15 protein-coding genes are annotated in these 14,772 nt (G+C 53.8%); 2 read left to right on the top strand and 13 right to left on the bottom strand.

The genetic code is table 11. The annotated features are described in order from the left end of the window. Positions 1-21: 21 nt before the first annotated feature. The 3 genes from VGH19_24140 to ruvC are packed head-to-tail and all read right to left on the bottom strand — an operon-like array spanning position 22 to position 1,998. Positions 22-726, bottom strand: coding sequence for a lysophospholipid acyltransferase family protein (locus tag VGH19_24140; protein HEY1174477.1), 705 nt, complete (start codon positions 724-726; stop codon positions 22-24). Beyond that, entirely contained in the window at positions 723-1,325 is a 603-nt protein-coding gene (gene ruvA / locus VGH19_24135; protein ID HEY1174476.1) for a Holliday junction branch migration protein RuvA, read from the bottom strand. The genes VGH19_24140 and ruvA overlap by 4 nt, the downstream gene beginning before the upstream one ends. 13 nt (positions 1,326-1,338) lie before the next feature. Further along, positions 1,339-1,998, bottom strand: a complete 660-nt coding sequence (gene ruvC / locus VGH19_24130) for a crossover junction endodeoxyribonuclease RuvC (GenBank protein HEY1174475.1) — start codon at positions 1,996-1,998, stop codon at positions 1,339-1,341. Between the two features lie 402 nt (positions 1,999-2,400). Between ruvC and VGH19_24125 the strand changes: the two genes are divergently transcribed. Next, complete coding sequence (locus VGH19_24125; GenBank protein ID HEY1174474.1) at positions 2,401-2,946, top strand: hypothetical protein; 546 nt, start codon at positions 2,401-2,403, stop codon at positions 2,944-2,946. A 574-nt stretch (positions 2,947-3,520) separates the two neighbouring features. Here VGH19_24125 and VGH19_24120 read toward each other — a convergent pair. Genes VGH19_24120 through VGH19_24105 form a run of 4 tightly spaced genes read right to left on the bottom strand, consistent with a single transcriptional unit; the run spans position 3,521 to position 7,629 of the window. Next, positions 3,521-4,453: an SIR2 family protein gene (locus tag VGH19_24120; GenBank protein ID HEY1174473.1), complete on the bottom strand. Its 933-nt coding sequence runs from the start codon at positions 4,451-4,453 to the stop codon at positions 3,521-3,523. Continuing rightward, complete coding sequence (locus tag VGH19_24115) at positions 4,450-5,325, bottom strand: hypothetical protein (protein ID HEY1174472.1); 876 nt, start codon at positions 5,323-5,325, stop codon at positions 4,450-4,452. The genes VGH19_24120 and VGH19_24115 overlap by 4 nt, the downstream gene beginning before the upstream one ends. Then, a complete protein-coding gene (locus VGH19_24110; protein HEY1174471.1) occupies positions 5,303-7,423 on the bottom strand; it encodes a hypothetical protein in 2,121 nt (706 codons plus the stop codon). The genes VGH19_24115 and VGH19_24110 overlap by 23 nt, the downstream gene beginning before the upstream one ends. Further along, positions 7,420-7,629: a hypothetical protein gene (locus VGH19_24105; GenBank protein ID HEY1174470.1), complete on the bottom strand. Its 210-nt coding sequence runs from the start codon at positions 7,627-7,629 to the stop codon at positions 7,420-7,422. Before VGH19_24105 ends, VGH19_24110 begins: the two co-directional genes overlap by 4 nt. A gap of 1,186 nt (positions 7,630-8,815) precedes the next feature. Between VGH19_24105 and VGH19_24100 the strand changes: the two genes are divergently transcribed. Further along, complete coding sequence (locus VGH19_24100; GenBank protein HEY1174469.1) at positions 8,816-10,387, top strand: IMP dehydrogenase; 1,572 nt, start codon at positions 8,816-8,818, stop codon at positions 10,385-10,387. Positions 10,388-10,433: 46 nt separating this feature from the next. On the opposite strand, the gene VGH19_24095 is transcribed toward VGH19_24100, so the two are convergent. The 6 genes from VGH19_24095 to purB all read right to left on the bottom strand — a co-directional run bounded on the left by VGH19_24095 (position 10,434) and on the right by purB (position 14,771). Next, positions 10,434-10,658, bottom strand: coding sequence for a hypothetical protein (locus VGH19_24095; GenBank protein ID HEY1174468.1), 225 nt, complete (start codon positions 10,656-10,658; stop codon positions 10,434-10,436). Continuing rightward, a complete protein-coding gene (locus tag VGH19_24090; GenBank protein ID HEY1174467.1) occupies positions 10,655-11,461 on the bottom strand; it encodes a hypothetical protein in 807 nt (268 codons plus the stop codon). The genes VGH19_24095 and VGH19_24090 overlap by 4 nt, the downstream gene beginning before the upstream one ends. Continuing rightward, positions 11,458-11,922 carry a biopolymer transporter ExbD gene (locus VGH19_24085; protein ID HEY1174466.1) on the bottom strand — a complete coding sequence of 155 codons (465 nt, stop codon included), beginning with the start codon at positions 11,920-11,922 and terminating at the stop codon, positions 11,458-11,460. Before VGH19_24085 ends, VGH19_24090 begins: the two co-directional genes overlap by 4 nt. After that, positions 11,922-12,542, bottom strand: a complete 621-nt coding sequence (locus VGH19_24080) for a MotA/TolQ/ExbB proton channel family protein (GenBank protein HEY1174465.1) — start codon at positions 12,540-12,542, stop codon at positions 11,922-11,924. Before VGH19_24080 ends, VGH19_24085 begins: the two co-directional genes overlap by 1 nt. A gap of 183 nt (positions 12,543-12,725) precedes the next feature. Beyond that, positions 12,726-13,316 (bottom strand): peptide-methionine (R)-S-oxide reductase MsrB, encoded by a 591-nt coding sequence (msrB, locus tag VGH19_24075; GenBank protein ID HEY1174464.1) that lies wholly within the window; start codon positions 13,314-13,316, stop codon positions 12,726-12,728. A gap of 120 nt (positions 13,317-13,436) precedes the next feature. Next, the gene (purB, locus tag VGH19_24070; GenBank protein ID HEY1174463.1) at positions 13,437-14,771 is read right to left on the bottom strand and encodes an adenylosuccinate lyase; all 1,335 of its coding nucleotides are present in this window, start codon (positions 14,769-14,771) and stop codon (positions 13,437-13,439) included. Position 14,772 lies beyond the last annotated feature (1 nt).

The raw sequence follows: 14,772 nt of genomic DNA, 5'->3' as shown, positions 1-14,772 counted from the left end.
TGCTTTCGCATCCTTCCTTCGTCATTCGTCATTTCCATTAAGCTCCAGCATCCGCCGCTGCAACTCCGCTCTGAGTTGCTCCCGCTCCTTCTCTCCTGCTTCGCGCGGAATCGTGATCGGCTCCCCGAATTTCACCGTGCATGTCCCGAACGGCAACGGCACCTGAAAGCGATCCCAGCTTTTGATCCGAAACTTGAATGACAGGTGATAAGACACCGGGATGATCGGCAGCTCCGTCACCTGCGCCAGTCCGATGATTCCTTCCTGCACCTGATAACACGGCCCGCGCGGCCCATCCGGCGTGATGGCCAGCACACAACCATCTTCCGCAGCCGAAACCATCTCACGCAAAGCCTGTGGTCCACGGCGACTCGATGACCCACGCACCGGTCGCGTGCCGAAAAGCTCCAGTACCCGCGCCAGCAATCCACCATCCTTGCTCGCACTCACCAGTGAGGCCAGTTCACGCCCCGTGTGCTCGCGCACATAGCGCTGATAGATGACTAGAGAATACGCCAGCCGGTTATGCCAGATGCTGTAGATGGCCTGGTTCTTGTCACCCGGCTTCATCAAACCGGAATTATCCTCCCAGCGAAATCGCGTCGTCGCCGCCACGATCTGCGTCAGCCCATAGATCAAACGCGCCGCCAGCCGTCCGTGCCACTTCGGTTTCTGTGGCACGACGACGCCGGACTTGCGCGGTGGAATGGGCTTCGCTGCGCTCATCCCTTTTTCAAAGCTGCCCGCACGAGTTTCTCCGTCGTCGCTTCGGCTCCCAATACGGCCAAGGCTGCGCGCACCGCTTCCTGCGCGTCATTTTGTTTCATACCCAGTGCCATGAGTGCCTGCATGGCATCGTGCAATTTCTGATCTTCCGGTGGGATGGCCCGGGCCGCACTGCTTGCTTCAAATGCCGCTGTCGCGCCCACCTTGTCCTTCAATTCCACCACGATGCGTTCCGCCGTCTTCTTGCCCACGCCGGAAATCTGTGAGAGCGCCTTCACATCCCCATTCGCCACTGCTCCGCGAAATGCCGTCACATTGATCCCGCTCAAGATGTTCAGCGCGATCTTCGGCCCGATACCGCTCACCGTATTGATCAAGAGGCGGAACATGTCCCGCTCCGCCGTCGTCATGAAGCCATAGAGCACATGCGCATCTTCACGAATGGCCAGATGCGTCAGGATGACAACCTCCTGCCCCGGTTGCGGCAGCTTGTCATAAGAGGAGGAGGGGATGAGCACTTCATAACCCACGCCCTGCACGTCTACGATTGCATGCGTGAGATGTGCATCCACCAGCTTGCCTTTGAGAAAAGCGATCATGTCTTAATAAATCTTAAACCCGCTTCGGCGGAGTCAGCGAGAAACCTGTTTGCGTTTGCGCATAGGCCAGTGCGATAGCCAGTGCATCCGCCGCATCCGCATCCGGCACTTCTTCCAGATGCAACATCCGCTGCACCATCTTTGCCACCGCCAACTTTTGTGCCGCGCCGTAACCCACGATGCTTTGCTTCACCTTGCGCGGCGAGATTTCAAATATCTCCAAACCCGCCTCCGCCACCATGCACAGCGCCGCTCCGCGAGCTTGCCCCATGATGAGCGCCGTCTGCAGATTCTGCGCGAAGAACAAACCCTCCACCGCGCACACTTCGGGTTTGAATTGCTGGATCACGTCGCGGATGCCTTGAGAAATCTTCGCCAAACACCGTGATTGATCCCAACCCGCCGGACATTTCAACGTCCCTTGCGCCAATGTCTTCGGATACGGCTTGCCCAACTCGATCACCCCGTAACCCGTTCCGCGTAAAGAAGGATCGATACCCAGCAATCGCGCATGCCCCGATTTCTTGGAAGGCACCGAAAGCTCAGCCCCCATCGGCACAGGCGAGGGAGCAGGTCTGCGACGGCCAGTAGCCGTGCGTTCCTGCATGGTAGCGAAGTCTTTCGGGGAAATACCCACGCCCGGATGATGCCAAACGCCGTATTCCCATGTCACGCTTTCCCGCAGCACCTCCTGCAGCCCGGCGCATACACGGATTTTGCATCACACGAAGCCTGCGCGGGGCAGGGCCACCGCCCGTCATCGAGGATGCCACAACTCTTGCACGCGCTTTTCCGAGCCGTTGCCAACGCCTGGATCATGCAAATGTCCTGTCGGCGACGTGAGCCAGCCCTCCACATGCCTGTTGCTCGCACGCTTAATCACGTCACCGCAACACTTTGAGACACCGCTACGGCGCCATTTACCAAACCAAGAGAGGCTAACCGGACGACGACATCCTCCGCTTTCCCCCCTGTCCTTTTCCGGGATTTGCCCAGCCTTGTAGGCATTTCCCTTACTTCAATTCGCGTAGCCCGCTGGATAGCACTGTATTTTGCTTTCGCTCATAGTCACACCATGGACTTGGGAAGACGTAATGTTCCGAAAGCCACAAGCGACAGCAACAACACTGTCGGTGGCGAGTTCTCGCTTTCATCTCTCTGGGCCGTTGTGCTCTACGATGGCCCGGTGATCCAGGAGCGCGCGCTGCATATGCTCGAGGACATGCACCGCCAGGCCAGCCCCCGCCGTCGTCTCCGCATGGATACTTTGCCCCTCGCCGTGCTGGATGACGTCCCTGTGAACCGTCATGTGGATTGGTCCATGCAACGCGCCCACATGATCGTTGTGGCCATGAGCGCTGCGAAAGGCCTTTCCTATCCAGCCACCCGGCACTTGGAGAATTATCTGGCGGCTGATGGCAAGAACCGCTCTTTGGTCGCCTTTTTGGAAGGCCGCTCTCCGGCCGCACGGAAGCCTGGCTACGCGTTCGACCAGTTGCAGAAGCTCGCCGCGAAGGGCGGGGTGGATTTCTACGCCCACATCGCTGATCCCGCGCCGTACAGCGCCACGCTATACGTTGCCGGAGTGGAGCCGCATTTGCCGGCCATGGCAGCAGAGTAAGCTGCGCGAGCCAGCCATTTTCCCGTCAGTTTCCTCCCGTTTGGACGGGGGACGGCTTTCAAGCCGCCTCAGTCCAAGGCGTGGCGTTCGCCACGAAAGATTCTTAGCGACGCTCTTTTAAGCCGCCGATCGGAATCATCAACCCGCTCGTCACATCGTGACGAAAGAAACCCACCGTTTGCGGACACAATGCCTCTTGCGTCGCTACGCGACGCGGGATGCATAACGTGTGACCACGGGTTGAAACCCGTGGCTAGGAATCTGCCCTCGCTAACGCGAGGAAAGGACCGCGGCTGTATCTCGCTGAACTGGTGGTTTTATTGGAAGGCAAGCCACGTGAACGCGCTCGCCGCCTCCCGCCCCATCAACCCGCCACCAATGATGCCTACCCGCATGGTCTGTTTGGTCATAAGTAGATAAACATGATAGCGGCCTCAATAATCCGCGTAGTATCGGACGAATCAAGCCTCCTGTTATTCAACCGGTTGGATCAGCGGGGCAATACATCGAACTCCGAACATCCAAAGACGGACTGTTTTCTCAATGCGAGGACAGGCGTGCGTGATGTAAATGCTTACGCTTCCGCTGCTGCCTGACAAAGCTCCAAAATAAATTTCGGTAAATCATTATGTGATTTAATATAATAGTGAATGATACCTCGATTTTTAGCACTAGCAGCTCTACCCCTATTTAAAGGAGTATCCATAAGAACAATCACTCCAAGTATTCTTCCACCACTCACATCGTCATGAACCGAGGAATATAACCACTCAACATGGGGATCATCACCAGACATTCCGATAAATAAAGAAATATTACAACCAAGGCAAAATCTCTGGAATTCATTCCAAGGATCAAGCTCTTTTAGGACTCGTTGGTAACTTCGTTTTGACAAAACAACTGTTCCAGTCTTTTTGGCCGCAAGTCTAGTTGACAAAGGCAAGAATCCATGAGGGTGATAAACAACAACATCAGCTCTTGGAATCAAATCTGGAAGACTGCTAACAACTGAGACCGTAAAACCATGAAGCATTAGATACCATTCCAACAAATCATCATAGTTATAGTTAACAACAGCAGAAGCCTTGCCCCGGGTTGATGTCATGACAAGCGAACCAAGAGCAATCAATAGATCAATTTTAAGAAACTCTGTGCTATATGATTTGCAACGCGTATACAATGCCTTTTCGACTACGGAAGCAAAAGATTGCCCTGCGCCTTCCACTGCAGTTTCAGCTTCTTCAGAAGCTTGCAGAAGATAATCATTCGTCTTGATTGTTGAATCGAATGGAACTCCAGAATCTGAACAGACTAGCTTCACTAATTCTCCCCAAGAGGGAAAAACGGGATCAACTTTCACATCATCGTCGCATTCTGGAGTTGTCGACATGGACAACCCCGCTCCAAGAAAAACTGACAGATAACCCGCCCTAAGCGCATCCACCAGTATGGCCTTTACCTGCTTAGGATCGCCTAAGAGTTGATCTGGAGAGGCGTAAACACTCATCGGGAATCCACTTCGTGCAGAGCCTCGTCGGAACGTAAAACAGGATTGATATTACTAGATACGATCGCACCAACATCTGAAAGATACCTCAATAACGGGTAAAATTCAGAAATGGCATCATACTGCTTGAGGTAGAAAGAGAAATTACCGTATCTGTCCATATTTAAAGAGACTCCATTCTCCGTCCCGTCGTCCCATTTGATACGGCATGATACCGGGTCTAAATCTCTTTTCACAACACCATGAGCGAGCGCACCGGGGCCAAATGGAGTCGCGCGCGCGCCCTTCTTGGCATCAAAAGAAAGTATATCACGCATTACAGCCGAGGTTACAACATTCTTTCCAATGCATGTTAAACTGGAAATTCGCTCACCTTTATCTCCACCTAATTTACAATGAAGCCGAACTACTTTGGCGTTGCCATCACCAACAGCAGAAAATTGATCGTCGCAAACTTTTCGCAGGTCATTCCGAAAAAAGCTAGGCGCACTCCCTTTAAATATCTCATTAAATACAGCAGGAAATGGTGTACAGACGAGAAATGCAAAACCGTCGTTCAGTTTGAATTTGGCAATAATAGGTTCAAATATGCAATGATCACCCTTTAACACACGCTTCTCTAAGTGAGGAGGGATAGAGAAAAGATTTTTACCTTTTCTAACTACGTCTTTACCACCCAATTCCACCATTCCCTCGCGCACCAATGCCTTAATTTTTACATAGCCAAACCATTCATTGGAGGAACCGTTCAACGACTGCTTGCCAGATATCTTCTTGCTCAGAAAAGCGTCATCGTTAAAAGCGCCATTCAACGAAACAAGCAAGGAGCGAATATGCAACCCCTCTCTGTCATTTTTGTCGTTTGTTTTCATAGGGGACTAGTGTCAAAGTCGAAGATATAGCCTGAAACGACCACAAAGTAAGAAATTCAGCTTTCTCGGATGGCAAGTTGGGCTCCCATTTATTGAGAGAATGCTTAAGCTGCTCCGTCAAGAATTTGACAGGACTTTCAATGACGTCTTGCAGATATTCACCAGCTTTAAACTCGTATGTGTAATCGTCCCCCTTGAGCACATCGGATACCTCTCTAACCAATTGAGGCTGGATTGTTCCAAAAACAAAAAATTCAGCAATGACGTCAATCAACGGACATAAAACAAAGAATCTATTCCGTATATCCGCAACATTATCGTCATTTTCAAGAAATTGGACGACTTCTTTAAGTAAGTTTTCATCGATAAAATCATAGCCGCTCAATCGTCCTAGCTGTTCTTTGAGTTTCTTTAAGGCACGATTAAACCTTTCTATTTGGCGGCCGTCATCAATAGATGCCGTGGCACAAATCGTCCGCAATGCATACTCTCCAAGACGTTTTGTAATAAATGGCAATGTTAACCAAGATGACCAAATCGATCGAATGTAGGTTTCAGTATCGCAGTCGTAAAAATAGTTCAGATCTAAAATATGAACGAAAAGCTCATCGATTTGGTCATGATGTCTTAACAACTCTTTTTGTAACGTCTTAGGATCAAGGCAGTCAGAGATTTTATACTCGTTTGCTTTCTCCTTAGCTCGATCTCCATTCGAAAAATAAAGCGAAGAAACAACATGGAGAATCAAGGTCTGAATAAATGGTGTCAGATATTTCGATTGATCAGGCGCAGTTCTTCGCACTCGATAGTTCTCATAAGCGGCTTGAAATACGGCTTCATCTAGAGGAAAAACTTCAGTCAGAAGAGCTTTTACATGAGCATGGAGGAACTCATGAAAAATCGTGCTAACATTCCAAGAAGGCATCAAGCCTAGGCAAATTGATTGGTAAGCCGCGGTGATCGATAGTTTTGTTGCCCTAAATCCCAAGCGATTACTGAAGTATAGCAAATGAAAGAAAGCTGGACTCCCAACCCCTTCCGCCTGGCTACCTGTAACACCGGAATAATCTTTTAACGTATTCCTCCACTTTTCGTATTCTGTTGGCTTCGACGGAAACGAAGGCGACTTCGTTTTTGGAAATTGCACCGCAACAACCTTCTCAGGTTGAACGGCAGTAAAAACTTTCCTTACATGAGAATAGAGAGCTAACAAAGCCGCGTAAACACCTCCAATGCCAAGAAGCGAAAAAGTTCCAACTTGATACGGAGCAGTCAGTAACGGGGCAAGACCAGAAATACCCTGCTGAAATATGCTTTGCAAGATGGCAGCAACTTGGATCGCTTCATCTCTATATTGATGAATGGCAACCGTTGTCCTTTGCGCGTCAAGCTTAGCATGCTTGAGCTGTTTTATGGAAAGCTGAGCAATCTCGCTGTCATCATGAAAGATCTTACCACAATAGCTATTATAATCTGTTTCAGATATTTTACCTTGGAGATAAAGTATATTGATTGAAAGTTGGCTGCTTAATTTGGCGATCTTACCCCCCATTTGGGCATGCTCTTCGGTTATTCGCAGCAATTCCGGTCCAACACTTTCCAAAGAGTTTCCCAAATCACGAAATATCACATAATCGTCTTTACTGTGAAGGTTCAAATGCAACTCCACTGGATTCCACTTTGGCCTTTCTGCCAACAATGATTCCGACGACTCTATGATTCCATCCTTAATATTCCAAAGCTCTTCGCCTATGAGATATTTCTCAATCAAGCCTTTCAATTTTTCGATTTCCGACTGAGTTTTTGTATGGAAAATCAGCGAGGCAAATCCATGAGAAGTAAAGCTGGTCGCAAGCGCCGCTGGCATTTCACGCTTTACCGTTGCTATGCATTGGAAGGAATGGACAGTGAATCCAAACCATAGAAAACTTTGCCCATCTTGAAGATCAAGCGGTTTGTATGCAGCAGCGTCGAGAGGGTATATCAGACTTGAACGAACAACATTGTCTGAAGTCAAGGGAAGACTTCCTTCCCCTCCAATCGAAACACGCCACTTAGGAAATTCGCGGGAAACAATTGAAAGGGTTATTCCACTCATTCGTTTTTAACCCCTTGCTCAAAGAGCATTTCCCCCGTCGAACTGTCGTATACTTGAGTATACCAAATTTCAACCCCTTCAGGGTTTGTTGTATGAGGCACCGAATCTGTCTCATCACGACGACGAACATGAACAGACTGAAAGTCGTCCTCTCGTTCATAAACATGCTCCACAGTTTCAGGCCCTCCGTAGAGTGCTGATTCCATTTGCCGAATCTTCAAGCTTGATATCCACGAATACATAGTCAGTCCATTGCCTCCTTGAACGAAAAAGAGGTGGATAACTATCCTCAAATGGAAACGAGATGCAAGGATTTTTAAACAAAATATTCCCATTACCCATAACGATGCAAGAACGCATCAACTTGTTTGCCATGAAACAGTTACGCATTAAATCTTGGTGAAATCGCAATATTATCTTGATAGATTGTGATGGATTTACCAGAGCCCATCTCAACAGAAATCCGCCTTACCAGCGAATTGTTTGTCATGGTCTTGAAGACTCTCGCCCTACCGTCCAAGATGTAGGAAATTATTACATGAGGAGGGATTCTAGGTAGGGGCGGATGATGCGGCAGACTTCGGCGGCTTCCCGGAGGGCGGCGATGGGGAGTTTCTTTTTTCGCCCGGCGGTGGGGAGGTCGGTTTGGGATTCTAGTTTCTGATTGGGCTTCGGCGGTCGTCGCGGACTGCCGTCTGGAATCCGGCAGCACGGATCGCGTGCCTCGTCAGCCCATGGAAATCGGTAGAATACCTCGGCACTTGCGTACATGTGCCGAGGGTGAAGGAAATGGCGTCTTGCGGAGGGGAGTGGTTTGGAGATTCGTAGCTGGTGAAGCTATTGAAAGTTGAAGCGGCTTAAAAGCCGCGCTCCTTGGGAGACACGCGGCAAGATGCCGCGTAACTCGCACGCAGGCCCCGACCAAAACGCCGGGGTGAAAATGCGTGCGCTACATTCGACGCGCCGGACCGGAGGTCGGTGCTCCGAGAGTTGTTGCGGGGGAGGCGGTTACGTAAATAACGTTACAAATTGCGGTTTCAGATGAAATTTATTGCGCTATTTTTGATTTTTCTAGTTGACGCTTTTAGTGGGGTGAGTTATTTCTAACACTAGCAGCGGGAGCTGTGCGGGTTTATTCGGAATCCAATAGGCACAATCTCCCGGCTGGAAGCCCAATTAAGGAGGGTTTCTCCAATGAAGAATTTGGAATTAAGAAGGAAGAACTGTGCCCATGTGGTTAGAGCCTCTTTGGGAGGCTGGGGAAGAAGCGGCGCGCTGAGGACAGCGTCGCCCTACCGCCATATTCAGTATGGGACCGGGTGGAACCGGTCCTTACCAGCGCAGGGTGGTTTCTCACTTTACAGGGGGGGCCGGTCTGTTGCATGTATGTATATGGCAGTTACGTCTGACATCGCCGCGCTTGACGCTCAGTTTTATCAGTCCGCCGAATCTTTCTTCGGCGCTTACCCCAATACCGGTCTCACGTACGATGATGTGACTTTGTCCACGTTGTACTCGGATGTCCTCCCCAAGGATACCCAACTGGAAACGAACCTGGCCGAAGGGCTGCAGCTCCATATCCCGATCGTGTCCGCTGATATGGATACGGTGACGGAGGCGCGGATGGCGATCGCCATGGCGCTGAATGGCGGCCTGGGGTTGATCCACTACAACATGACGGAGAAGGAGCAGCTCTCCGAGGTGAGCCGGGTGAAGAATCATGTGCATGGGCTGATCCAGGATCCGATCAAGGTATCGCCGGAGCAGTACATCGGTGATGTGCTGGAGATGATGGAGAAGCGGCATTTTGATTTCAGCACGTTCCCGGTGGTGGATGCGCAGGGGAAACTCATCGGCCTGCTCTCGGGGCATGTGGTGAAGCCGCGTTATGCAAAGCGGAAGGTGAGCGAAGCGCTCACGCCTCGCGCGCAAGTGCACACGATCACGGTGAAGGAGCTGGCGAAGGATCCGATCGCGCGTGCGGACAAGTTTTTCACGGATAATCCTGGTATCCATAAGCTCCTGGTGGTGGATGGCGAGGATCGCTTGCACGGGCTCTTCACGATGAGTGACATCGAGCGCATCACGATGGAGCGGAATGCGCAGTTCAAGCCGGCGCGGGACAGTCATTTCCGCCTGTTGTGCGGCGCGGCGATCTCGGCTCCGCGCTCAAGCAGCGGTGATCTGGATCGCGAACGCATCATCAATCACGTGGGCGCGCTGGTGGAACGTGGGGTGGATGCGGTGGCGGTGTCCACGGCGCATGGTCATAGCAAGGGTGTGGGTGAGACGGTGAAGCTGGTGCGGGGCGCGTTCCCGAAGCTGGCGATCATCGCGGGTAACGTGACGAGCGCAAGTGGCGTGGCGTTCCTGGCGGAGGCGGGCGCGAATGTGATCAAGGTGGGGCAGGGGCCGGGATCAATTTGCACGACGCGCATCGTGGCGGGCGTGGGTATCCCGCAGCTTACGGCGCTCTACATCTGTTCGCAGGCGGCGAAGAAATTGGGCGTCTCGATCATTGCGGATGGCGGCATCACGAAGTCGGGCGATATCGTGAAGGCGCTGACGCTGGCGCAATCGGTGATCTGCGGCGGGTTGCTGGCGGGTTGCCCGGAGGCACCGGGAAATATCATCGAGATCAGCGGGAAACTTTATAAGCAGTATCGCGGCATGGGGAGCATCGCGGCGATGAAGGCGGGTTCCGCGGCGCGTTACGGTCACACGGCGGATAAGACGCGCAAGGTGGCGGCCGAGGGCGTGGAAGCGCTCAAAGAAGTGTCCGGCTCGGTGGATAGCGTGCTGACGCAGTTGATCGGCGGCATCCAGTCAGGCATGGGTTATCTGGGCGCGGGGACGTTGGAGCAATTGCGCAGCAAGGCGCGTTACATCCGCGTGAGTCCGGCAGGCCAGAAGGAAGCGGCCCCGCACGATGTGATCGAGGTGAAGAGCGGGACGAAGGAGTAGGGGTGGGCGGTTAGTTCCGCCTCCTCACGTCGTCGGCTGCGAGGAGTTAAAACTCCATCGGTTCGTTCATCTTGCCGCACTGCGGGCAGCGGGAGAGGTCGGTGTCTTCGTCATCGGTGTAGACGAAGGCGCATTTCTCGCAGCGGAAGATGTGGTCCTTGCTGGGCGAGGGTTGGAAGCTCTCCTCGCGTCGCTCGTAGTAAAGGCCGATGAGACAGAGCGCGCCGAGCGTGAGCGCCACGTAAGCAAAGATGAGGAGATCAGCGCTCATTTCAAATCGGGTTTGATGAGGGATGGCGCGGTGGTCTGCCAACGAAAACTGACCGTGCCCCACGTGAGGTCCGCACCGATGGCACTGCCGGGCTTGCGCGTGGGCGAGGGTGCGAAACGGAGTTTGCGCGCATACTCGAGCGCGAGTTGCCGGGCGGCTTCGAGCGCTTGTTGATCGGCGGTGGCGTCATCGCTGGTGCGCTCGACGACCGCGCTGAAGACCTCGCCCGAGGCGTCCACGGCGATGGTGACTTGCGTGGAGCGCAACGCACCCGCCAGCGGCACGAGCGGGATGCCGGGAGCTTCGAGCAGCTTGCGCTGGGCCAGTTCGCCAAGCACAACGAAGGAGGATTGGTCCGGAGGCAAAACAGGAGGAAGATTTATGGGTGTTTGTTGGAAAACAGGGATGATGGCCGCGCTGGTGAGCTTTGGCGCGTTCGTCTGAATGAAGCGTTGGAAGGGTAATCCCAATCGATCGGGATTCGCCGCGAGAAAAAACTCCGGCTCCTTCCAATCCGTCAACGGCGTCTCGCGTGATTCGGATCGCAACCACGCCTTGCCCGAAAAACCGCGCGGATCGACGAGCGCAAACAACGTCGCACCCGCCACCTCAGGATGGTTTTGGATCGCCAAGTTCGCGGAAGGCAACGTAAGCAATGCCACCGGTGCGCCAAACTTAGCTTCACGAACAGGCTTCACCGCCCGCTCCGCCAAGGCCCACGCCAGAAACAATTGCCCCGCGAACAGCACCGCGATCACGCGCATCCAGCGCGCTCGCGACCACGTTGGCTCGTCCGCGATCATGGCTGCTTCGTTTTCGCTTTGTTCGTGCTCACCGTCACGGGTGCCGGTTGCACTTCGGCGGCAGGCCGGGTCGCCAGCAAAGCCTTCTCGATCCCCGCTTCACGCGCCAGCGTGCTCAGATGCACGAGTTGCTCATACTTCACATTTCCATCTGCTTGGATGATGAGCGTCACGGTCCTTCCTATTCGTCGCAACTCCGCGCGAAGGGCCGTCTGCAAAGCCTTCTCCTCGATGATCTGGTTATCGTAAAAGATCTGCCCGCTCGCATCCACCACCGCCACCAGCACCGGTCCATTGATACCCGGCAACCCTTCCGCCTTCGGCAAATCCACCTGCACACCCGGCTGATAGATCATCGACGACTGCAACACGACGAACAAAATGAAGATGAAGAACACGCCCGCGTAAGGCGCGAAATCAAACGACCCGCGAAACGGCCTGAGCTGGCGGGGAAACTTCATCAGTGACGCGCGTTAGGATCCGTGACCAGGTTCAACACTTCCGTGGACGTCTTCTCCATGTCCAGCACGATGGAGTTCACCCGGCTCACCAGATAATTGTAAGCCGCATACGCGATGATCGAGACGGCCAATCCCGCCGCCGTGCAGATCAGCGCCTGCCAGATACCGCCGGAGAGCAGTCCGCCCTGCGCATACTGCCCTTGCTCTTCCATCACCATGTAAATGCGGATGAAACCCATCACCGTCCCCAGCAACCCCATCAAAGGACTGATCTGCGCGATCGTCGCCAGCAAGTTCAACTTCTGCTCCAGCCGCGGCACCTCCATCAACCCCGCCTCTTCCAAAGATTCACGCACACCATCACGACCGCGATCTCGCGCCAAGATGGCCGCCTTCACCAGACGCGCCACCGGTCCCGGCGTCGCATCACAGATGGAGAGCGCCTCCACCACGTTATCGCGCTTCAGCACGTTTTTTACGCCGATGAGGAACTCCGTCGAATTGATCTGCGCACGGTGATAATGCAGCAGGCGCTCGATGACCACAGCGAGGGCCACCGCGCTAGCCATCAAGATCAACCACAACATGACGCCACCATGCGCCAATAACTTGGGCAACATATTGAGTCACCTTACGGGCACGCCGCAGAAAACTCAACCGGTAAGCCTCGTGATGGACCTATCTTCAAGCCTTAATGTTGTAGGAGGGGCATTTTGCCAAACCAAACCTTTGGTGATGTGGCTGATCTTTTGAGGGAAACGAGAGGGCGCTTGACGGTTTGCGCAGGACAGTCCATCGCTCGGCTATTTCTTTTTCCCATCGTCCGCGAATGGCACGAACTTCAAGGACACGCCATTGATACAATAACGCAGATCCGTAGGCGTCTTGAAACCCTCTCCCTTGAAGACATGACCGAGGTGACCATCGCAAACCGCGCAGAGCACTTCCGTGCGGACCATGCCGTGAGCCATGTCCGCGCGCGTCTTCACATTTTTGGCATTCGCCGGGTCGTAGAAGGAGGGCCAGCCGCAGTGAGAATCAAACTTCTCTTTTGAGGAGAACAGCTCGGCATTGCAACCCGCGCAGTAATACGTGCCACCGCCTTGTTTCTTGAACTCCTCATACGCCGCGCCGAAGGCGCGTTCCGTGCCCGCCATGCGCAAAACATGATACTGCTCCGGCGTGAGTTGCTTGCGCCATTCTTCCTCTGTCTTCACGACTTTGGCGGGAGCGGCATTGGTTCCGGCGGTCTTGGCGTCAGTTTTCATGGCAGGCTGGGGAGCGTTGGTTGTCGTGGTGGACGACACCGTCTTGTCTTCCGCTTGGCTGCAGGCTGCGAAGCCGATGGCGCCGATAAGCAACGAGATGTAAAGGGCGGCTTTGATCACACTCATAGGATGACACAAGCGGTGGAAATATTCCAACACTCTTGTGGAGCTTCCTTGCGGACTGCGGGGCACAGTCCCGCGGTCCGACCAAGCGGCATTCCTCTATAAGCCCCTGGTGCAACCAGCTTACAATCCCACCGTCTTAAACCGCGCTTTCACTTCCTTCATGTGGAAGTCGAGGGAGCAAAGTTTTTCCAACTCGCCCTTCTTGAAGTGCTTGGCCACATCGGGATCGGCTTTCAGCACTTCGAGGAAATCGGCGTCATCGCGACCGGCGTGCTTCACTTCCCACGTCTTCATGGCGTTGCGCTGGACGAGGCCATACGCATCTTCACGCGTCAGTCCCTTGCGGATGAGCGCGAGGAGAACGGTCTGGCTATTCCACATGCCTAGGCTCAGGCCCAGGTTCTTCTTCATGTTCTCGGGATAGACGTTCAGGCCGTCCATCATGCGCGTGAGCAGACCGAACATGTAATCGAGGAGCGTGCAGGAATCCGGGAAAATGATGCGCTCCACGCTGCTGTGCGAGATATCGCGTTCGTGCCAGAGGGCGACGTTTTCGAGAGCGGCAATCGAGTTGCTGCGGATGACGCGGGCCAAACCGGTGAGGCGTTCCCATGTAATGGGATTGCGCTTATGCGGCATGGCGCTGCTGCCTTTCTGGCCCTTGGTGAACGGCTCTTCGGCTTCCAGCACTTCCGTGCGTTGCAGATGACGGAACTCCACCGCCCAACGCTCGATGCTCGCGGCGATGAGCGCCAGCGCGCTCATGTATTCCGCATGGATATCACGTTGCACTACTTGCGTGGCGATGGGCGCAGGCTTAAGGCCGAGTTTCTTGCACACATAGGCTTCTACCTTCGGAGAGAGATGCGCGTTCGTGCCGACCGCGCCGCTCAACTTGCCGAGCGCGGAGACTTCGCGGATACGTTCAAGGCGTTCCAAGGCGCGGCCAAATTCATCATACATCAGCGCGAGCTTGAGGCCGAACGTGGTCGGCTCACCATGGATGCCATGGCTGCGGCCGATGCACGGGGTGAGCATGTGCTCCTTCGCGCGCTTGGCGATGGATTCGCGCACGATCTTCACGTCCTTGATCAGGATGTCCGCGCTCTGCACCATCTGCACGGCAAAGGCGGTGTCCACGATGTCCGAGCTGGTGAGGCCGAAGTGCAACCAGCGGCTGGCCTGATCATTGATCTTCTCCGCGACGGCCGTGGTGAAACCGATGACGTCGTGATTCAGCGTCTTCTCGAGTTCCTTCTGGCGTTCCACGAGCGCTTTCGTATCTGCAAAGCACAGGTCCGCGCCCGCCTTCATCTTGGCGAAATCTTTCTTGGGCACGACGCCTTCCGCCACCAACGCCTCGCTGGCGAGCAGTTCGATCTGGAGCCAGATCTTGAGCTTGTTTTCGTCGGTCCAAATGGCCCGCATGTCCGGGCGCGAATAACGCGTAATCATA

This window comes from Verrucomicrobiia bacterium, assembly GCA_036405135.1.
In the GTDB taxonomy this organism is placed as follows: Bacteria; Verrucomicrobiota; Verrucomicrobiia; order Limisphaerales; family JAEYXS01; genus JAEYXS01.
This window is presented reverse-complemented; position numbering and strand designations above follow the sequence as displayed.

What these genes read in the sequence shown, in the direction of transcription:
- VGH19_24085 (HEY1174466.1), bottom strand. Translation starts at nt 11,922, where the DNA reads ATGAAGTTTCCCCGCCAGCTCAGGCCGTTTCGCGGGTCGTTTGATTTC.
- VGH19_24100 (HEY1174469.1), top strand. Translation starts at nt 8,816, where the DNA reads ATGGCAGTTACGTCTGACATCGCCGCGCTTGACGCTCAGTTTTATCAG.
- VGH19_24140 (HEY1174477.1), bottom strand. Translation starts at nt 726, where the DNA reads ATGAGCGCAGCGAAGCCCATTCCACCGCGCAAGTCCGGCGTCGTCGTG.
- VGH19_24115 (HEY1174472.1), bottom strand. Translation starts at nt 5,325, where the DNA reads ATGAAAACAAACGACAAAAATGACAGAGAGGGGTTGCATATTCGCTCC.
- VGH19_24080 (HEY1174465.1), bottom strand. Translation starts at nt 12,542, where the DNA reads ATGTTGCCCAAGTTATTGGCGCATGGTGGCGTCATGTTGTGGTTGATC.
- VGH19_24110 (HEY1174471.1), bottom strand. Translation starts at nt 7,423, where the DNA reads ATGAGTGGAATAACCCTTTCAATTGTTTCCCGCGAATTTCCTAAGTGG.
- ruvA (HEY1174476.1), bottom strand. Translation starts at nt 1,325, where the DNA reads ATGATCGCTTTTCTCAAAGGCAAGCTGGTGGATGCACATCTCACGCAT.
- VGH19_24095 (HEY1174468.1), bottom strand. Translation starts at nt 10,658, where the DNA reads ATGAGCGCTGATCTCCTCATCTTTGCTTACGTGGCGCTCACGCTCGGC.
- purB (HEY1174463.1), bottom strand. Translation starts at nt 14,771, where the DNA reads ATGATTACGCGTTATTCGCGCCCGGACATGCGGGCCATTTGGACCGAC.
- VGH19_24125 (HEY1174474.1), top strand. Translation starts at nt 2,401, where the DNA reads ATGGACTTGGGAAGACGTAATGTTCCGAAAGCCACAAGCGACAGCAAC.
- VGH19_24090 (HEY1174467.1), bottom strand. Translation starts at nt 11,461, where the DNA reads ATGATCGCGGACGAGCCAACGTGGTCGCGAGCGCGCTGGATGCGCGTG.
- VGH19_24120 (HEY1174473.1), bottom strand. Translation starts at nt 4,453, where the DNA reads ATGAGTGTTTACGCCTCTCCAGATCAACTCTTAGGCGATCCTAAGCAG.
- msrB (HEY1174464.1), bottom strand. Translation starts at nt 13,316, where the DNA reads ATGAGTGTGATCAAAGCCGCCCTTTACATCTCGTTGCTTATCGGCGCC.
- VGH19_24105 (HEY1174470.1), bottom strand. Translation starts at nt 7,629, where the DNA reads ATGGAATCAGCACTCTACGGAGGGCCTGAAACTGTGGAGCATGTTTAT.